15 protein-coding genes, 1 tRNA gene and 1 pseudogene are annotated in these 19,067 nt (G+C 71.9%); 5 read left to right on the top strand and 12 right to left on the bottom strand.

All coding sequences use genetic code 11. The features are described 5' to 3' along the window. Window positions 1-201 precede the first annotated feature (201 nt). On the top strand, window positions 202-1,713 hold the full coding sequence (locus tag ACZ60W_RS15630) for a cellulose binding domain-containing protein (protein WP_469755853.1): 1,512 nt from the start codon (window positions 202-204) through the stop codon (window positions 1,711-1,713). 102 nt (window positions 1,714-1,815) lie between these two features. Here the strand turns inward: ACZ60W_RS15630 and ACZ60W_RS15625 are convergent, their stop codons facing one another. The 6 genes from ACZ60W_RS15625 to ACZ60W_RS15600 form a co-directional block, all read right to left on the bottom strand. Beyond that, window positions 1,816-3,468 (bottom strand): bifunctional aspartate transaminase/aspartate 4-decarboxylase, encoded by a 1,653-nt coding sequence (locus ACZ60W_RS15625; protein ID WP_469755852.1) that lies wholly within the window; start codon window positions 3,466-3,468, stop codon window positions 1,816-1,818. 9 nt (window positions 3,469-3,477) lie between these two features. Further along, window positions 3,478-5,181 (bottom strand): aspartate-alanine antiporter, encoded by a 1,704-nt coding sequence (gene aspT / locus ACZ60W_RS15620; protein ID WP_469755851.1) that lies wholly within the window; start codon window positions 5,179-5,181, stop codon window positions 3,478-3,480. A gap of 9 nt (window positions 5,182-5,190) precedes the next feature. Further along, complete coding sequence (aspT, locus tag ACZ60W_RS15615) at window positions 5,191-6,873, bottom strand: aspartate-alanine antiporter (RefSeq protein ID WP_469755850.1); 1,683 nt, start codon at window positions 6,871-6,873, stop codon at window positions 5,191-5,193. A 134-nt stretch (window positions 6,874-7,007) separates the two neighbouring features. Next, window positions 7,008-7,832 carry a carbohydrate ABC transporter permease gene (locus ACZ60W_RS15610; RefSeq protein ID WP_469755849.1) on the bottom strand — a complete coding sequence of 275 codons (825 nt, stop codon included), beginning with the start codon at window positions 7,830-7,832 and terminating at the stop codon, window positions 7,008-7,010. Beyond that, entirely contained in the window at window positions 7,829-8,758 is a 930-nt protein-coding gene (locus ACZ60W_RS15605) for a carbohydrate ABC transporter permease (protein WP_469755848.1), read from the bottom strand. Before ACZ60W_RS15605 ends, ACZ60W_RS15610 begins: the two co-directional genes overlap by 4 nt. 5 nt (window positions 8,759-8,763) lie before the next feature. Beyond that, window positions 8,764-10,092, bottom strand: a complete 1,329-nt coding sequence (locus ACZ60W_RS15600) for an ABC transporter substrate-binding protein (RefSeq protein ID WP_469755847.1) — start codon at window positions 10,090-10,092, stop codon at window positions 8,764-8,766. Here ACZ60W_RS15600 and ACZ60W_RS15595 point away from each other — a divergent pair. Further along, window positions 10,091-10,324, top strand: a pseudogene (locus ACZ60W_RS15595) (hypothetical protein); the annotation flags it as partial. The gene ACZ60W_RS15600 and the pseudogene ACZ60W_RS15595 sit on opposite strands and share 2 nt — an antisense overlap. Window positions 10,325-10,389: 65 nt before the next feature. Here ACZ60W_RS15595 and ACZ60W_RS15590 read toward each other — a convergent pair. The 4 genes from ACZ60W_RS15590 to ACZ60W_RS15575 all read right to left on the bottom strand — a co-directional run bounded on the left by ACZ60W_RS15590 (window position 10,390) and on the right by ACZ60W_RS15575 (window position 13,232). Then, window positions 10,390-10,462: transfer RNA gene (locus ACZ60W_RS15590), tRNA-His, on the bottom strand. Window positions 10,463-10,578: 116 nt separating this feature from the next. Further along, entirely contained in the window at window positions 10,579-11,181 is a 603-nt protein-coding gene (orn, locus tag ACZ60W_RS15585) for an oligoribonuclease (protein WP_469755846.1), read from the bottom strand. Between the two features lie 117 nt (window positions 11,182-11,298). Continuing rightward, window positions 11,299-12,462: a helix-turn-helix domain-containing protein gene (locus ACZ60W_RS15580; RefSeq protein ID WP_469755845.1), complete on the bottom strand. Its 1,164-nt coding sequence runs from the start codon at window positions 12,460-12,462 to the stop codon at window positions 11,299-11,301. Window positions 12,463-12,875: 413 nt separating this feature from the next. Next, window positions 12,876-13,232, bottom strand: coding sequence for a hypothetical protein (locus tag ACZ60W_RS15575; protein ID WP_469755844.1), 357 nt, complete (start codon window positions 13,230-13,232; stop codon window positions 12,876-12,878). 342 nt (window positions 13,233-13,574) lie between these two features. Here ACZ60W_RS15575 and ACZ60W_RS15570 point away from each other — a divergent pair, with 342 nt between their 5' ends. Further along, complete coding sequence (locus ACZ60W_RS15570) at window positions 13,575-14,096, top strand: universal stress protein (RefSeq protein WP_015033782.1); 522 nt, start codon at window positions 13,575-13,577, stop codon at window positions 14,094-14,096. 216 nt (window positions 14,097-14,312) lie between these two features. Further along, window positions 14,313-14,879 (top strand): GPR1/FUN34/YaaH family transporter, encoded by a 567-nt coding sequence (locus ACZ60W_RS15565; RefSeq protein WP_469755843.1) that lies wholly within the window; start codon window positions 14,313-14,315, stop codon window positions 14,877-14,879. Between the two features lie 170 nt (window positions 14,880-15,049). On the opposite strand, the gene glmS is transcribed toward ACZ60W_RS15565, so the two are convergent. Together glmS and ACZ60W_RS15555 are read right to left on the bottom strand one after the other, a co-directional pair. Then, entirely contained in the window at window positions 15,050-16,867 is a 1,818-nt protein-coding gene (gene glmS, locus ACZ60W_RS15560) for a glutamine--fructose-6-phosphate transaminase (isomerizing) (protein WP_366305103.1), read from the bottom strand. 54 nt (window positions 16,868-16,921) lie between these two features. Next, window positions 16,922-17,197 carry a hypothetical protein gene (locus ACZ60W_RS15555; protein WP_366305105.1) on the bottom strand — a complete coding sequence of 92 codons (276 nt, stop codon included), beginning with the start codon at window positions 17,195-17,197 and terminating at the stop codon, window positions 16,922-16,924. A gap of 206 nt (window positions 17,198-17,403) precedes the next feature. Here ACZ60W_RS15555 and ACZ60W_RS15550 point away from each other — a divergent pair, with 206 nt between their 5' ends. Continuing rightward, window positions 17,404-19,020 carry a beta-N-acetylhexosaminidase gene (locus tag ACZ60W_RS15550; RefSeq protein WP_469755842.1) on the top strand — a complete coding sequence of 539 codons (1,617 nt, stop codon included), beginning with the start codon at window positions 17,404-17,406 and terminating at the stop codon, window positions 19,018-19,020. The last annotated feature ends 47 nt before the right edge of the window (window positions 19,021-19,067 follow it).

Below are 19,067 nucleotides of genomic sequence, written 5' to 3'. Positions count from 1 at the left end.
CGGCGCACACCCCCGGCGACGACCGCGGCCCCCCGGCGGGCGCCGCACCGCGCGAACCTTTCCTGGTTCCGATGCCTTCCTTAAGCGGACCGTAAGAATCCCGGCCGGTGTCCACGGGACCCCCTTTGTCCGTTTGTCCCTCGCTAGCGTGCTGCCGCAGCACCACCCCCCACACCCCCGGCACGCAGAGGCAGGCACGCGATGGGTACGAACGCGCACCGGCGCAGGACGACCACCAGGACCAAGGTCGTCGGAGCGGTCGTCGCGGCGGCGGTCGTCGGCGGCGCCGCCTTCGCCCTCACCGGCACCGCCCAGGCCGCCGCCGTCGGCGCGGCCTACACCAGGACCAGCTCCTGGACCGGCGGCTACACCGGCCAGTACGTCGTCACCAACGCCACCTCCGCCGCGCAGTCCGACTGGACGCTGGAGTTCGACCTCCCCCAGGGCACGGCGATCAGCTCCCTGTGGAACGGCGATCACACCGTCTCGGGCCGGCACGTCACCGTGAAGCCCGCGAGCTGGAACCGGCAGCTCGCCCCCGGCCAGTCCGTCACCGTCGGCTTCGTCACCTCGGCCGCGGGCCAGGCCGGCGACCCCTCGAACTGCCTCATCAACCGCGCCTCCTGCTCGGCCGGCGGCCCCGCCCCCACCCCCAGCGGCCGCCCCACCGAGCAGCCCACCGCCACCGCCTCCCCGCAGCCGACGGCGACCGTGAAGCCCACGCCGACCGCCACGGCCACCGCGAGCCCGAAGCCCACCGCCACGGCCACCGCGACCCCCACGCCCACCCCCACCGCGACCTCCACCACGCCCCCGGGCGCGGCCGCGAAGTACGCGCCGTACGTCGACACCTCGCTCTACCCGACGTACGACCTGCTCGCGACCGCCGACGCCACCGGCGTCAAGGAGTTCAACCTCGCCTTCCTCACCTCCGGCGGCGCCTGCGCCCCGCTGTGGGGCGGGGTCACCGACCTCGCGAGCGACCGGGTCGCCTCCCAGATCGGTGCCCTGCGCGCCAAGGGCGGCGACGTCCGCGTCTCCTTCGGCGGCGCCGCCGGCCACGAGCTCGCCCTCAACTGCACGAGCTCCTCGGCGCTCGCCGCCGCGTACGGCAAGGCCATCGACCAGTACAAGCTGACCAAGGTCGACTTCGACATCGAGGGCGCGGCCCTGCCCGACACCGCCGCCAACACCCGCCGCTCGCAGGCGATCGCCCAGCTCCAGAAGTCCCACCCCGGCCTGAACGTCTCCTTCACGCTGCCGGTCATGCCCGAGGGCCTCACCCAGCCGGGCGTGGACCTGCTCGCCGACGCCAAGCGGAACGGGGTCCGCGTCGACGCCGTCAACATCATGGCGATGGACTACGGCCCCGCGTACAGCGCCGACATGGGCACGTACGCCGTCCAGGCCGCGACCGCCACCCAGGCCCAGATCAAGGGCGTGCTCGGCCTCTCCGACGCGGCCGCCTGGAAGGCCGTCGCCGTCACCCCGATGATCGGCGTCAACGACGTCGCCGGCGAGGTCTTCAAGGTCGACGACGCCACCCAGCTGGTCGACTTCGCCAGGTCGAAGGGCATCGGCTGGCTCTCCATGTGGTCCTCGACCCGTGACAAGCAGTGCGCGGCCGGCGCCCTGGACCACGCCGACGCCACCTGCTCCTCGATCCTCCAGCAGCCGCTGGCCTTCACCAAGGCGTTCGCCGCGTACAAGTAGCCCCTCCTCCCTCCCCGAGCCCCCACACCCCCCCACACCGCGCGCCCCGGCCGGTACCACCCCACCGCCGCCCGGGGCGCGCACCCCTGTCCGCCCGCGGCGTCACAAGGCCCGCGAGGCCCTCCACTCCTCCGCGTAGTCGTCGAAGATCGCCCGCAGGTGGTGGCCGATCTTCAGGTAGTCCAGGTCGTCGAGGTTGGCGAGCGACACGCGCACGGACCATTCGGGTCCGTCGAACCCGCCGCCGTTGAGCAGGACGACACCGGTCTGCTCGGCCAGCCGGAACAGCGGGTCGACGGGCTCGTAGTTCTTCTCCAGGAAGGCCGCGAAGTCCTTCCCCTGGACCCGCTCGGCCTCGGCGAGCAGGTCGAGCTCGACGTAGTACGCGGCCCGCTTCGGTTCTTCGGCGATCTTCATCTGCGCGCCTTCGAGGAGCAGGCCGAGGCGCCTGCGCACGATGCCCCGGATCCTCTCCTTGTAGGCCTGCCCCTCCTCCTGCATGTCGAAGAGCGAGAACAGCGACATCATCACCTGCTGGGGCAGCGAGAGCCCGGCGGTGTGGTTGAGCGCGACCTGCCGGGAGTCGGCGACGAGCCGGTCGATGAAACGGATCTTCTCCGGCTCCAGGCTCAGCGTGCCGTAGCGCCTGTCCAGACGCTCCTTCTCCGGCTGCGGAAGGTTCGCGATCATCTCGTCCACGACGTTGTCGTCGTGGAGGCCGATGACGCCGAGCCGGTGGCCGGTGCAGCCGTAGTGCTTGGAGTACGAGTACACCAGGAGCGTGTTGCGCGGCAGCTCTGCGGCGAGCGAGCGGAACCCCTCCACGAAGGTGCCGTACACGTCGTCCGTCACGATCAGCAGGTTCGGGTTCGGCCCGGCGACGATGTCCCTGATCTGGTCCGTGACCCGCTGGCTCAGTTCGAGCGACGGCGGGTTGGAGGGGTTGACGAGGCACACCAGCTTGACCGACGGGTCGGCCAGCTTGGCCACCTCCTCGGTCGGGTAGCGCCACTCGCGCACGCCCGTCTCCGCGAACAGGCTCGCGTTGACCGTGACGACGTCGAACTCGTAGGTGTCCAGTTCCGGAATCTCGATGTACGGCGTGAAGACCGGCACCATGAGGGCGATCCGGTCGCCCTTCCGCAGGATCCCGTTCTTCGTCAGCGAGTCGAAGATGTAGCACATGGCGGCCGTGCCGCCCTCGGTCGCGAAGAGGGACAGCTCCCCGGACGGCGGGCGCTTGTCGAACATCTCGTCGTGCACGTAGCCGCGGACGATCTGCTCGGTGTGGGCCAGGATCCGGTCCGGCACGGGGTAGTTGTCGCCGATGGAGCCGTCGGTGAGCTCGTGGACGAAGGCGTCCTTGTCGAAGCCGAAGCGCTCGACGGCGTACTCCACGCACTTCTGCAGCAGCTCGATCCCTGGCAGGTCCGGGTGGCGCCGCACGAAGGCGTCGAAGCGTGCCCCGGAGCCCACGAGCTCCGGCATGCCGCCGAGGTCGTCGGCGGTCCACACCCGGCGCGACTCCGAGAGCGCGAAGTGGCCGAGGGCGAGGAACGCCTCCCGGGGACCCGTGGCGACCCAGTTCGGGTTGCCCCGTCCCGCGTTCAGCATCTGCGTCTGGGACTTGTCCTTCTGCCCGGGCTCGCCGGCCTGGGCGGCCTGGGCGAGCCCGATGAACTTGTCCTTCAGCTCGAACGGCGAGAGCTGCGCGAAGGACTGGATCTCCTGGCGGGTGAAGGTGGTCTTGGGCACGGCGGGTCCTTAGTGGTTGAGGATGACGATGACGGCGCCCCAGATGGTCAGCAGGACGTTGCCCACCGCGTAGGGGATCGTGTAGCCCAGCGTCGGGATCTGCGACCGCGACTGTTCGTTGATCGCACCGATCGCCGCGGTCGTCGTCTGGCCGCCGGCCAGGACGCCCATCAGGATCGGGAAGCGGATCCTCTGCACGTGGTGGCCGACCAGGAAGCCCACGATCAGGGGGACCACCGTCGCCACCGCGCCCCAGATCAGCAGCCCCCAGCCGGCCGCCGACAGGCCGCTGGTGAAGCTCGGGCCGGCGTTGATGCCGACCACCGCGACGAAGAGGCAGAGGCCGAGGGTGTCCATGAACCACTGGGCGCCGGGCGGCACGTTGCCGTACGTCGGGTACTTGCCCCGGATCCAGCCGAAGACCAGACCCATGATCAGCGCGCCGCCGGAGGTGGACAGCGAGATGGGCACGCCCGACACCGTCAGGGCCGGGATGCCGATGCAGCCGCCGAGGAAGATGCCGAGGCCCACCCAGAGCATGTCGGTGGCGAAGGAGGTCGGCACGGGCTTGCCGATCGCCGCGCCCGCCGGGTCCACGAGCCGCTTCGGGCCGGTGAGGACCACGGTGTCCCCGCGCTCCAGCGTGGTGGTGAGCCGGTAGGGGAACTCGGCGCCCGAGCGGTAGAGCCGGTCGACGTACACGCCGACCATGAACGGCTCGCGGCGCAGGTCGGCGATGGTCTTGCCGAGCTGCGCCTTCTCGGAGGCGACGACGTGAAGGGTCTCGGTCCGGTAGCCGAGCAGTTCCACGTCGTCCGTCTCGGGGCCGATGTGCGCGCGGGCGTCGAACGCGACCAGGGAACCGCGCAGCGCGCTCACCGCCAGTACGTCGCCGGAGCGGAGCACGGTCTGCTGGTCGTGTTCGAGGATCTTGCCCTCCCGCCGCACCCGGGTGATGTAGATGCGGTGGCCGAGCTCCTTCTGCTGGTTCTCGAAGTCGTCGATGGTCCGGCCCGCCAGCGCGGAGTGGTCCATCTCGTAGGCGCGCAGGACGACCTCGTAGTAACCCTCGGCCAGATCGGGGTCGTCCTCGGGGCTGTCCAGTTCCTTCGCGAGCAGGGCCGACTCGGCGGCGAGGTCACGCCTGTAGAGCCTGGGCAGGACGTTGGCGAGGAGCATCGCGCAGAGGATGGTGCCGAGGGGGTAGGTGACGGCGTAGCCGATGGCGACGAGGTTCTCCTCGGTCTTCATCTGGTCGGCGGAGAGCCCCGGCAGGTTGCCGATGGCGTCCTGGGCGACGCCGATGACCGCGGACTGGGTGAGCGCGCCGCCGAGGAGACCCGCCGAGAGCCCGGGACCGTACCCCAGCATCACGGCGAAACCCCAGGAGACGAGGAGCCCGGTCACACAGACGACGACCGCGTTGACCACCTGCGGCAGGCCGTCCTTCCGCAGACCGCGGAAGAACTGGGGACCGACCTTGTACCCGAGGGCGAAGAGGAACATGGTGAAGAAGAGGTTCTTCACCGTGCCGTCGATCGTGACTTTGAACTGGGCTCCCAGCAGCAGCCCCGCCACCAGGCAGCCGGTGACGGCGCCGAGCGCGATCGCCTTGTAGCGCAGCCTGCCGAAGAGGAAGCCGAGCGCGACGGTGATGAAGACGAGCAGCTCGGGGTGCGGCTGGAAGATGTTGCGGTCGAGGAAGTCGATCATCGTTGCTCCTCACGCTCCCAGGATGCCGACGAGCAGGGGCCCGGTCAGGGGCAGCAGGAAGTTGGAGAGGGTGTACGTGACGGTGTAGCCGAGCATCGGTACGGAGCTCTGGGCCACCTGGGTGATCGAGGTGATGGCCGGGGTGGAGCACTGCTGGCCGGCGATGGCCCCGATCAGCAGCGGTTTCTCGATCTTCAGCAGCTTCCTCCCGACGATCAGGGAGAGCGTCGCGGGTACCAGGACCATCGCGATCCCGGCGAACGGGAGCAGCGCGCCGTACTCCTTGAGCAGCGGCCACGCCTGGGGGCCCGACACCAGACCGGTGCAGGCGATGAAGATCGCCAGCCCCATGTCCTTGAGGGTGGTGGCGGCCTGCGGAGGGAAGGCGCCGAAGGTCTGGGTACGGGAACGGAACCAGCCGAAGAGAAGCCCGGAGATCAGGCAGCCGCCGCCGGTGCCGAGCGACATCGGGACGTCGCCGAACTCGACGACGACCTGTCCGAGCAGCGACCCGCAGACGATGCCGAGCCCCAGGTAGATGAAGTCGGTCGCGTCGTTCTTCACGGTCGCGCCGACCTTCGCGGCCAGCTTGCCGAGGCCGGAGCGTGCGCCGACCAGGGTGAGCACGTCGCCGCGGTGCACGACGGTCTCCGGGGTCGCGGGCAGGTGCTGCTCGTTGCGCAGCACGTCCGTCACGTACACGCCACCGGTGGAGAACTCCGGGTGTTCCCTGGTGAGGGTGTTCAGCGACTTGCCGATCGCGCCCTTGTCGGTCAGCGACACCTGGGTGGTGGCGAGCGGGGTGTCGAGGCCGGGGACCGCCGGGGTCTCGGGGCCGATGACCCGGCCCGCCTCGATGATGTTGGCCCGTCGGCCGACGGCCAGCACCAGGTCGGACAGGGTCAGTTCGAAGTCGGGCGGTGGAGGGGTGAGCACCTTGCTGCCGCGCTTCACGGCCTCGACGGTGACCCGGCCGCCGAGCGCGCGCTCCAGGTCGCCCACCCGGGCGCCGTCCGCCTGGGTGACCAGGTACGTCCGGCCGACCATGCCGGGCAGAGCCTCCAGCTCGTCGGACTCCAGGCCGCCGCCGGACCCGCGCATCCGCTCCCACAGCGCCCGCGAGGCGTCACGGAGGTTGATCCGGAGCATCATCGGCATGATCTGGCTGGTGTAGATGACGATGGTGACCAGGCCGAAGAGGTAGCAGACCGTGTACGCGGTGGCCACGTGGCCCTGGTACTGGGTGATCTGCTCCTGGGTCAGGTCCGAGAGGTTGCCGATGGCCTCGGTGGCCGTGCCGACGACGGCGGACTCGGTGGCGGCGCCGGCGAGGATGCCGGCGGCGGTGCCGACGTCGAGGTCGAAGCCTTCGGCGAGGCCGAGGGCGATGCCGACGACCGAGACGACCTCGATGAGGCAGAGGGCGAAGAAGCGCAGGCTCTTGCGGTTGAGGTTGGCGAAGAACTGCGGACCCGCCAGGTAGCCGAGCGAGAAGATGAAGAGCGCGAAGAAGATCGTCTTCACGTCGTCGGAGACGGTGACCTTCGCCCAGGCGCCGAGCAGCAGGGAGACGATCAGGGTGCCGCAGATGCCGCCGAGGGTGAGGGGACCGACGCGGAGCTTGCCGACGAGGTAGCCGGCCGCGAGGCAGAGGAAGAGGGCCAGTTCGGGGTTGTCACGCAGGACTCCCACCCGGCCTCACCGAGCCGAAAAATGGTCAAATGTGAGAATAGTGGACATGGGGCGAAGCTAGCAGGGGGGCGGAGGGGGCGGATCGTCACCTCGTCCGAACAGGTGAGGCGGTCGTCGCCGGAGCGGGCCCGCGGTCAGCCCTTCACCGCGCCCCGCATCACCCCGCCCACGATGTGCCGGCCGAACAGCGCGAGGACGACCAGCAGCGGCAGCGTCCCCAGCAGCGCCCCCGCCATCACCACCGACTGGTCGGGGACCGTGCCCCGGCCCAGTCCGGTGAGCGCCACCTGCACCGTCGGGTTCCCGGTCTGCGTCAGCGCCAGCACCGGCCAGAAGAAGTCGTTCCACGCCGCCACGAACGACAGCATCCCCAGAACCGCCATCGCCGGGCGCGCCGCCGGCAGCACGACGTGCCACACCGTCCTGGCCGTCCCCGCCCCGTCCGTCCGCGCCGCCTCCAGGAGCTCGGTCGGCAGCGCCCGCCGCAGGTGCTGGCGCATGTAGAACACCCCGAAGGCCGACACCAGCGACGGCAGGACCACCGCCTGGAGCTCGTCCGTCCAGTGCAGCCGGGCGATCATCAGATAGAGCGGGACCGCGCCCAGCTGGGGCGGGATCAGCATCGTCGCGCCCACGAGCAGCAGCAGCACGCCCCGCAGACGGAACCGCAGCTTGGCGAAGGCGAAGCCGGCGAGCGTCGAGAAGAGCACGGTGCCGGCCGCGACCGCCCCGGCCACCACGGCCGTGTTCGCCAGCGCCTCGCCGAGCCGCGCGTCGGTCCAGGCGATCTCCACGTTCCGCGGCAGGTTCCGTCCGAACCGGAAGGGCGGCGGGGTGGCCGCCAGCCGGGTGTTCGTCCGCGAGGCCGCCACCGCCGTCCACACCAGCGGGAACAGCGAGACGGCCGCGAAGAGCGCGAGCAGCACGTACGTCCCCCAGCCGGCCCGCACCGTCCTCATCGCGCCCCCGCCCGGCGCGCGAGCAACGTCCGGGCGGGCCGGACCGCGCCGAACACCAGGACCAGGATCAGGAGCATGGTCCAGGCGATGGCCGCGGCCCGCCCCAGATGGAGGTTCACCCAGCCCTGCTCGTACAGATAGAGCCCGAGCGTCTGGAACTGGTGGTCCGCGCCGCCGGTGGCCCCCGCCCCGCTGCCGAACAGCAGGGGTTCGCCGAACAGCTGCATCGCGCCGATCGTCGACACCAGCCCCGTGAAGGCGAGCGCCGGCCGCAGCCCCGGCAGCGTCACGTGGAGGAACTGCCGCCACCGGGAGGCCCCGTCCAGCGCCGCCGCCTCGTACAGCTCGTGCGGGACCGTCTGCATCGCCGCCAGGTAGATCAGCGCGTTGTAGCCGGTCCAGCGCCAGATCACGATCGACGCCACCGCGCACCGAGAGGCCCACGGGCCGTTCTGCCAGTCCACCGGCGGGAGGCCGGCCAGCCCGATCACCCAGTTGGCCATCCCGTGGTCCCGGCCGAAGAACAGCGCGAAGACCAGGGTCGCTGCCGCCACCGAGGTGGCGTACGGGGCGAGCGCCACCACGCGCAGGACGCCCCGGCCCCGCAGCCGGACGTCCAGCAGGTGTGCCACCCCGAGCGCGAGCAGCAGCTGCGGGACGGTGGCGAGGACCCCGATGGTGACCGTGTTCGCCAGCGCGTTCCAGAAGAACTCGTCGTGGGCGAGGCGCGCGTAGTTGTGCAGCCCCACCCACTCCCGCTCGTCCGGCGCGGTCAGCTCCATCCGGTACAGCGACGCCCACGCGGTGGCGGCCAGCGGCAGCACCCCGAAGGCGCCGAAGAACAGGAAGAACGGCGCGACGAGCGCGTACGGTGCCCAGCGGGAGCCCGTACGGGTGCGCCGGGGCGCGGGCCGTGCGTCGGTCACGGCGCTCACCGGTCCAGCGCGTTGTCGATCGCCCGCATCGCCGCCCGCCAGGCCGAGTCCGGCGAGCGGCCGGTCTGGTCGACCTGGAGCATGCCGACGTCGGCCAGGGTCTGGGAGACCAGGGCGTCCTTCGGGCCGATGGGCGCGCGGGGGACGCCCAGCGCGGCCCGGGCGAAGAGCTCGCCGACCGGGGCGTCGCCGAAGTACGGGTGGCGCGCGTCGGCGACCTCCGGGAGGGAGTAGGCGGCCGAGGCGCTGGGGAAGCTGCCGCGCCGGGCGAAGACCGCCGCCTGCTGGGCGGGCGCGGTCAGCCAGGCCGCGAGCCGGGCCGCCTCCGCCCGCTGCCGCCCCGCCGACGGCACGACGAGGAAGGAACCGCCCCAGCTGCCCGGCCGGGGCGCCGGGGCGATGTCCCAGCGGCCGAGCCCGGCCGGGCCCGCCTTGTCCTCGATGTAGCCGAGCATCCAGGCGGGGCAGGCGAGGGCGGCGAACGCCCCGTTCGCGAACGCCTGGTCCCAGCCGGGGGTGAACTGCTGGAGCCGGGCGGTCAGTCCCTGCCGGGCGAAGGCGGCGGCGAGGTCCCAGGCCCTCCGTACGGCGGGGTTCCGTGCCACGATCAGTTCGCCCCGCTCGTCGTAGTAGCGCGGGGTGACGCTGCCGGTGACCGCCGCGAGGACCCCGGAGGCGGAGTCGGTGAAGGCCGTGCCGTCCGGGGCCCGTTCGCGGTAGCGCACCCCGGCCTCCAGGTACTTGCGCCAGTCCCCGGCCCAGAGCCGCCCGACGGCCTCCCGGTCGGCGGGCAGCCCGGCGCGCGCGAAGAGGTCCTTGCGGTAGCAGACGGCCTGCGGCCCGATGTCGGTGCCGAGCGCGAGCGTCCGCCCGTCGGGGGCGGTGCCCTGGGCCCACTTCCAGGGCAGGAAGGCCCGCCGGTCGACGCCGGGGGCGGCGCCGAGCTCGTCGAGGCGGTCCGCCTGGGTGGCGAGCACCTCGGCGATGTTGCCGACCTCCACGGCCTGGACGTCGGCGAGGCCGGAGCCGGCGGTGAGGTGGGTGAGCAGCTGCGGGTAGTAGACGTCGTTGCGGGTGAGGACGGTCTGGCGGACGGCGACGTCGGGGTGGAGTCGCATGTAGGCGTCGTAGAGCCCGGACTCCTGGTAGCCGAAGGTGCCGAACACCCCGACGGTGAGGGTGACCGGCCGGCCGGCGCCGTCGGCCTCCGGGCCGACGTTCCGCGGGGACGGTTCCGGGGGGTCCGTGGCGCAGCCGGCGACGAGCGAGGCGCCCAGGAGGAGGGCGAGGACGGTCCGGAACGCGGCTCCGCTGCTCCTCCCCATGACGTCCGACGGTAGTGGCCGCGCGCGCCGGGTGCGGGGAGCCGGTCCGGCGGTGCCACCCGTCCGGACGTACGTCGTCGGACGTCTTCGACGGCGTACGACCCTGACCGTGTCCTGTCGGCCGCACGGGAGTGAGAGCGCGACTCCGGCACGGCCCCGCGGAAACGGCTGGACCGTCCGCTGGACCCAGGCGGCCGGGCAGCGGGTCACCCGGGTGTGGAACGCGGCGGTGACCCGGTCCGGCGGCGGAGAACGACCGAGGCCCCGGTTCCTCAGAACCGGGGCCTCGACCATCAGGGTGAGTAACGGGACTCGAACCCGCGACATCCTGGACCACAACCAGGTGCTCTACCAGCTGAGCTATACCCACCATGACCGGCGGTTTTCCCGAAGGTTTCCCCGACCGGCCGAGAAGAAGTCTACAGGGTCCCGGAGGGTGCTCGCGCCCGCGTTTCCCGAGCGGGTTCCCGGGGGCGCGAGCAGCGGCTATTCGGCGGGCACGACGTGGCGGGCGGCGATCTGCTTCGCGGTCTCCGAGTCGGGACCGGGCTGCGGCACGAAGACCGCCTCGCGGTAGTAGCGCAGCTCGGCGATGGACTCGCGGATGTCGGCGAGCGCCCGGTGGTTGCCGTTCTTCTCCGGACTGTTGAAGTACGCCCTCGGGTACCAGCGGCGGGCCAGCTCCTTGACCGAGGACACGTCGACGATCCGGTAGTGCAGGTGGTTCTCCAGGGCCGGCATGTCGCGGGCGAGGAAGCCGCGGTCCGTGGAGACCGAGTTCCCGCACAGCGGCGCCTTGCCCGGCTCCTTGACGTGCTCGCGGATGTACGCGAGGACCTGGGCCTCGGCGTCGGCGAGCGTGGTGCCCTCGGCGAGCGCGTCGAGCAGCCCCGAGGACGTGTGCATCCGGCGCACGATCTCGGGCATGGTCTCCAGGGCCGCGTCCGGCGGGCGGATCACGATGTCCACCCCTTCGCCGAGCACGTTCAGTTCCGAGTCGGTGACCAGCGCGGCCACCTCGATGAGTGCGTCGTCCGTCAGCGAGAGCCCGGTCATCTCGCAGTCGATCCACACCATGCGATCGTTCATGTGTCCACCTTAGGGGCTACGGACGCGAGCGGAGCAGGCCGACGGGCGCCCGGGGGAGGTCGTCCCCGGGCGCCCGTCGGTCCTGCTGTGCGCGGCTTGTGGCCGTGCGGGTCGTCGTTACGGCGCGCTGCGCTGGCCCGGCAGCGAGGCGCGTCCCGGCGCGTACACGTCGGACTGCGGCTTGCCCGGGTCCAGGGACGGACGCCGGACTCCCGCCGGGACCTGCACCGGCACGACCGGGTCGAGCACGACCGTGCCCGCCTCGCCCTGCGGCCGCCGGGCGCGGTACGCCGCCCGGTACGCGGCCGGCGAGGAGCCGAGCTGGCGCCGGAAGTGGCCGCGCAGGGCCACCGGGGAGCGGAAGCCGCACCGGCCCGCGACCTCGTCGACCGAGTAGTCGGAGGTCTCCAGCAGCCGCTGTGCCTGGAGCACCCGCTGGGTGATCAGCCACTGGAGGGGGGCCGACCCGGTGAGCGAGCGGAACCGGCGGTCGAAGGTCCGCCGTGACATGTACGCGCGAGCGGCCAGGGTCTCCACGTCGAACTGCTCGTGGAGGTGCTCCAGCGCCCAGGCGACGACCTCGGCCAGCGGGTCGGCGCCGATCTCCTCGGGTAAAGACCTGTCGAGGTAGCGCTCCTGACCGCCGCTGCGCCGCGGCGGGACGACCAGCCGGCGCGCCAGCGCGCCCGCGGCCTCGGTGCCGTGGTCGGTCCGCACGATGTGCAGACACAGATCGATTCCGGCCGCGGTGCCGGCGGAGGTCAGCACGTCCCCGTCGTCGACGAAGAGCTCCCGCGGGTCCACGTGGACCGACGGATAGCGCTTGGCGAGCGTCGGCGCGTACATCCAGTGCGTGGTCGCCGGACGGCCGTCGAGCAGGCCGGCCGCGGCGAGGACGAACGCACCGGTGCAGAGCCCGACGATCCTGGCGCCCTCCTCGTGTGCCCGGCGCAGCGCCTCGAGCGCCTCCGGCGGCGGCGGCGAGGTGATCGACCGCCAGGCCGGGACGACGACGGTGCCCGCCCGGCTGATGGCCTCCAGGCCGTACGGCGCGGCGAGTTCGAGCCCACCGGTGGTCCGGAGCGGGCCGTCCTCGCCGGCGCAGACGAGCAGCCGGTATCGGGGCACTCCGGCGTCCTGCCGGTCGATGCCGAACACGGAGAGCGGGATGGAGCTCTCGAAGATGGGGCCGCCGCTGAACAGCAGCACCGCGACGACTTCGCGACGGCGGCGCCCGGACAGCTTCCGTGCGGCCTCCGGTGCGGCGGAGTCCTGGCTCATGACGCTAAGCCCCCCTCGGTGTTCGCGTCTCCCTGGTCGTGTCGCTCCTGCACGTTTCCCCTCGGTTTTGCACGAGACCCCAGTCTTCGGTACCCATGATCGAATCTACTGCGTCCCGTGGCGCCGGCGTGACAAGTTCTCCATCCGGTGGATTGTCGACAAGGCAACTTGGCGCGAAGCGATCGATGGCGAACTCTCCGGTCCGAGGGCCGCCGGAAACGCGGTCCGACCGGGAACGACCCCGTACACGGGGGTGCGGGGGTGCGGGGCAGGGCTTCCGCCGCTCTCCGTACCGGGGTTGGGCAATCGTTCCGCCAAGGACGCGCCGAGGAATGGAACTTGGCTGAAAACATATGGGTTCGGGTGTACGAACCTGTCAACTCGAAGGGGGTCCGAGCCCTCCCGGACCCCGCTCAGGGGCGGGGCCGGCGCCTCCCGCGCGCACCCTCGGCGTGCAGACCGCGCTCCGAGCGGCGCAGCAGCACCCGGCAGGCGGCCGTCACCGACACGAGTCCGAGCGCCGTCCCGGCGGCCCCGCCGAGCGAGGTGCCGTACGCGACGAGCACCACCGGGACCAGCGCGCAGCAGAAGACCGCCCACCGGACGACGTCGTCGGCCGGGCCCCCGGTTCCCGCCTCCGGGGCCGCCGCCGGTTCCGGGGCGGCGGCGGACGGGGAGGGGGCGGGCGCGCGGCGCCGCCCGCGGGGGGCGGCCACGGCGGCGGGGCGGGCGGGTGAGGTCTGGCCGGCGGCGGTCGATGGTGCGGGCACGGGCGGTCTCCCTGCGACGGTGGGCTGGACCTGTGGCAACGAGGAACGGAACGTTCCGGTCACTCTCGGCGACGTCCGTTTGGCCCCCGTACGGACGCCTGTAGGGCACAACCGGCATTGCCAGATCCCGAGCCCCTCGTGCATGCTCCCTGGAACGCCGCCCGCGGGCGGCGGGCACGCCAGGGGTGGCACGGCGGGCTCTGGGCAGGAGAGGAGTGGCGCCGTACCCTTGGGGGTATGGGGTTGGGAAGATGATTCCCGGACACAGCTCCGCCGCCACCCGTCGTTCGTCCCCCCTTTTCCCCGTCCCTTCGCACGAGGACCCTCTTCGCCGAGACACCGATGGCCGGTCACGAATTCCCCGAACCCGCGGACCGCAAGCGCGTCGCCGATTCCACGGTCGACCCCCTCGCGGTCGAACAGCCACGTCACGCCTGTGACCCGGCCTTCCGGCACGGCGTCGTCGTCGGCTTCGACGGCTCCACGTCCAGTGAGCGTGCCCTCGCGTACGCCATCGGCATGGCCAGGCGCTCCGGCTCGGGCCTGATCATCGTGCACGTGGCCAACCGGCTCCCCACCACGGTGTGGGCCGGCTGCGAGCCGCCCGTCTTCGTCGACGTCCCCGATCACCGGACCGAGGTCCTCGGTCTGGAGCTGGCGTGCGCCGAGCACCTCTCGGAGGTGCCCTGGATCCTCGTCGAGCGCGGCGGCGACATCTGCCACGAGCTGGAGGAGGTCGGCCGGGAGTACTCGGCCGACGCGATCGTGGTCGGCTCCACGCACGGGATCGTCGGCCGGATCTTCGGCTCGGTCGCCGGCCGGCTCGCGCGCCGCGCCCAGCGGCCGGTCATCGTCATCCCGTAGCCCCGCCGCTCCCGCCCGTCCGGGCGGTCTCGTGCGTCCCGGTGTTCCCAACGGCCCCGTCGGAGCCGTCGGTTCGTCGCCCCCTCCCTCAACTGCCGTCATGCGGCCATAAATTCGGCCTTCCTCAGGTGAATTGTGTGCTTGTGAAGGGTACATAAAGGCCACCGGATCACAGCAGCTCACGCAGCACGACTGCACACCTGAAGGGAGCCCGCCGTGGACAACGAAGTCGCCGCGGGAAACACCGTCTCCACGCTCGGAAACCTCGCCCTCGGACTGACCCTGCTGGCCTTCGGCCTGGGCGGTACCGGGATCATCGACAACGTCGCGGCAGCGGATGCCGCGGGCCTCGCCACCTGGGTCGGCGGCGTCACGCTCTTCCTCGTCGGCCTGCTCGCCCTCCGGGCCGGCGGCACCGCGGAGGGCACGGCGTACACGGCGCTCGGCGCCTTCTGGTTCACCTGGGGGACCGGGGCCGGCGGCTCTGGCGGCTCGGCCGACGCGGCCGGCCTCTTCCTCCTCCTGTGGGCGCTCCTCGCCCTCACGCTGACCGTGGCCTCCAAGGGTGGCGGGCTCTTCGGGCAGGGCGTGTACGGGCTGCTCTTCGTCGCGCTGCTGCTGCTCGGCATAGGCGCGCTCGCCGACAACGGCGGACTCGCGAAGGCGGGCGGCTGGGTCGCCGCCGTCGGCGGCCTGCTCGCCTGGTACGGCGCCACGGCCGCGGTGGCGGGGTGGCCGACCGCCCTCGGCCGGGCGAGCCGCAGCGCGGCCCCGGCGAGCTGACCGGCGCCTGAGCCGAAAGGGCGCGGAGGCGTCCCGGAGGCGGACCGGGCCCCGTGGAAAAAGCGGTCCCCCGCACACCTGGGTGTGTGCGGGGGACCGCTCTCGTGTCCGGTCGGACCGCCGGGGGACAGGCCCGGTGGCGCGGTTCGGGGGGACAGGCCCCGAGGCCGCTACTCGACCGTGACGGACTTGGCCAGGTTGCGCGGCTTGTCGATGTCGCGGCCCATGGCGAGCGCCGTGTGGTAGGCGAGGAGCTGGAGCGGGATGCCCATCAGGATCGGGTCCAGCTCGTCCTCGTTCTTCGGCACGACGATGGTGTGGTCGGCCTTCGCCTGCGGCTGGTGCGCGACCGCGAGGATGCGGCCGCTGCGGGCCTTGATCTCCTCCAGGGCGGCGCGGTTCTTCTCCAGCAGGTCGTCGTCGGGGACGATCGCGACCGTCGGCAGGGCCGGCTCGATGAGGGCGAGCGGGCCGTGCTTCAGCTCGGAGGCGGGGTAGGCCTCGGCGTGGATGTAGGAGATCTCCTTCAGCTTGAGGGAGGCCTCCAGCGCGACCGGGTAGCCGCGCACACGGCCGATGAACATCATCGACTGGGCGCCGGCGTACTCGGCGGCGATCTTCTTGATCTCGTCCTCGGTCTTGAGGATCTCCTCGATCTGCGAGGGCAGCTTGCGCAGGCCCTCGATGATCCGCTTGCCGTCGGTGACGGACAGGTCGCGGATGCGGCCCAGGTGCAGGGCGAGCAGCGCGAAGGCGGTGACCGTGTTGGTGAAGCACTTGGTGGAGACGACGCAGACCTCGGGGCCGGCGTGGACGTACACGCCGCCGTCGGCCTCGCGGGCGATGGCCGAGCCGACGACGTTCACGACGCCGAGGACGCGGGCGCCCTTCCGCTTGAGCTCCTGGACGGCGGCGAGCACGTCGTAGGTCTCACCGGACTGGGAGACGGCGATGTAGAGGGTGTCGGGGTCCACGACCGGGTTGCGGTAGCGGAACTCCGAGGCCGGCTCGGCGTCGGCGGGGATGCGGGCCATCGACTCGATGAGGCCCGCGCCGATGAGACCGGCGTGGTACGAGGTGCCGCAGCCGAGGATCTTGATGCGGCGGATGGTGCGGGCCTCGCGCGGGTCCAGGTTCAGGCCGCCCAGGTGCACGGTGGAGAAGCGGTCGTCGATCCGGCCGCGCAGGACGCGGTCGACCGCGTCGGGCTGCTCGGAGATCTCCTTGTGCATGAACGTGTCGTGGCCGCCCATGTCGTAGGAGGCGGCCTCCCACTCGACCGTCTCGGGGGTGGCCGTGGTGGTGGCGCCCGAGGTGGTGTAGGTGCGGAAGTCGTCGGCCTTGAGGGTGGCCATCTCGCCGTCGTCGAGGGTGACGACCTGGCGGGTGTGGGCGATCAGGGCGGCGACGTCGGAGGCGACGAGCATCTCCTTCTCGCCGATGCCGAGGATGACCGGGGAGCCGTTGCGGGCCACCACGATGCGGTCGTTGAAGTCGGCGTGCATCACGGCGATGCCGTAGGTGCCCTCGATGACCTTGAGCGCCTCGCGGACCTTCTCCTCGAGGGTGTCGGCCTGGGAGCGGGCGATGAGGTGGGTGATGACCTCGGTGTCCGTCTCGGAGGCGAAGACGACGCCGTCGGCCTCCAGCTTGGCGCGGAGCTCCTGGGCGTTGTCGACGATGCCGTTGTGGACGACGGCGACCTTGTTCTCGGGGTCCAGGTGCGGGTGCGAGTTGACGTCGCTCGGCGCGCCGTGGGTGGCCCAGCGGGTGTGGGCGATGCCGGTGGTGCCGGTGAAGCGCTTGGGGACCTTGGCCTCCAGGTCACGCACGCGGCCCTTGGCCTTCACCATCTTCAGGCCGGCGGCCTTGGGGCTGGTGATGACCATGCCCGCGGAGTCGTACCCGCGGTACTCCAGCCGTGCCAGGCCCTCCAGCAGCAGCGGGGCGACGTCACGCTTACCGATGTAACCGACAATTCCGCACATATAGGTGTAACCCCTCCAGGTCAGTGATGGTGCTTCCCGGCCGCCGCGGCGGTCTCAGCCGTAGACGATGCGGCGCAGCTGCCGGAGCGAGAGCTCCTGCGGCGCCACGGCCCGGTGTGGCAGTTCGGCCGCGATCCGTTCGAAGATCTCGGCGTTCACGGCCCCGCCGGACTGCAGCTCGCGGTGGCGGCGGCGGACGAACTCCTCGGTCGTCTCGTCGAAGTACGCCAGCACGTCGAGCACCACCCGGGCGGCCTCACCGCGCTGGAGCGCGGTGCTGCGGACCAGATGGTCGATGAGGTCGTCGTGCGACGGGCGGCGTTCGAGCACCCGTCGATACTGGGGGTTCTTCGGGCCCTTTGCAAGAATCCTGCCCGAAATCGGGCAGGAGCGCCATGATCATCGAGGAAAACGGCCCCGTTGGTCCAGACCTTGATCGGCGAAGGGGGTGAACGGTACACAGGGACCGAGCGGATATGCAGACAGCGGATATACAGACATACGGACGCACCGATCGCCCGAAGGGGAGCTTGCCCGTGAGACAGCGCCGAAGGATCCCCGCCCTCGTGGGCTCCCTCCTCCTGGTCGCCGCCGCCGGAGTGGCCTGCGGCGAGGCGTCCGCGGGCGGCCCGGTCCCCGCCGCCGAACCCGAGGTGCGCCCGCTCGGCCGGATCGTCCCCGTCCCCGCCTCCGTGACCCCCGGGGGCGAGCCGTACACCCTCACCCGGGCCACCCGCATCGGCGTCGACGAGGAGTCCGGCGAGACCCGGGCCCTCGGCCGCTACCTCGCCGGACTCCTGCGCCCCGCCACCGGCTTCCCGCTGCCCGTCGTCGACGAGGCAGCCGCCCGCGACGGCATCCGCCTCCGGCTCGCCCCCGGCGACAGCGCGCTGGGCGACGAGGGCTACCGGCTCTCCTCCTCGCCCGACGGCCTCACCCTCACCGCCCGCGCCCCCGCCGGCCTCTTCCGCGGCGTCCAGACCCTCCGCCAGCAGCTCCCCTCCGCCGTCGAGCGCGACACCGTCCAGCCCGGGCCCTGGAAGGTCGCGGGAGGCACCGTCACCGACACCCCGCGCTACGCCTACCGGGGCGCCATGCTCGACGTCTCCCGCCACTTCTTCACCGTCGACGAGGTGAAGCGGTACATCGACCAGCTCGCCCTCTACAAGGTCAACACCCTCCACCTGCACCTCTCCGACGACCAGGGGTGGCGCATCGCCGTCGACTCCTGGCCCCGGCTCACCGCCCACGGCGGCGCCACCGAGGTCGGCGGCGGCCCCGGCGGCTTCTACACCAAGGACCAGTACCGGGAGATCGTGCGGTACGCCGCCTCCCGCTACCAGGAGGTGATCCCCGAGATCGACATGCCGGGGCACACCAACGCGGCCCTGTCCTCCTACGCCGAGCTCAACTGCGACGGCGTCGCCCCGCCGCCCTACACCGGCGTCAAGGTCGGCTTCAGCTCCCTGTGCGCCGCGAAGCCCGTCACGTACGACTTCGTCGACGACGTGATCCGCGAGATCGCCGCCCTCACCCCCGGCCGCTACCTCCACATCGGCGGCGACGAGGCGCACTCCACCAGCCACGCCGACTACACGGCCTTCATGGACCGGGTGCAGCCCGTCGTCGCGAAGTACGGCAAGACCGTCGTCGGCTGGCACCAGCTCACCGGCGCCACTCCCGCCGAGGGCGCGCTCGTCCAGTACTGGGGCCTCGACCGCACCCCCACCGCCGAGAAGGAGCGCGTCGCCGCCGCCGCCCGCAACGGCACCGGCCTCGTCCTCTCGCCCGCCGACCGCGCCTACCTCGACATGAAGTACACCAAGGACACCGCCCTCGGCCTCTCCTGGGCCGGCTACGTCGAGGTCAGGCGCTCCTACGACTGGGACCCGGACTCCTACCTGCCCGGGACGCCGGCCTCCGCCGTCCGGGGCGTCGAGGCGCCGCTGTGGACCGAGACCCTGGCCACCTCGTCCGACCTGGAGACGATGGCCTTCCCCCGGCTGCCGGGCATCGCCGAGCTCGGCTGGTCACCCGCCGCGAGCCACGACTGGGAGACGTACAAGGTCCGCCTCGCCGAGCAGGCGCCGCGCTTCGACGCCCTCGGCATCGCCTACCACCGCTCGCCGCAGGTGCCCTGGCCGGCGGAGTAGGGCATGACGACGGCCCCGGCGGAGGACCGTACTCCGCCGGGGCCGTG

The organism is Streptomyces sp. NPDC104202, from assembly GCF_055584185.1.
Note: the sequence above shows the minus strand (reverse complement) of the source record. Positions and strands in the feature narration are given on the sequence as shown.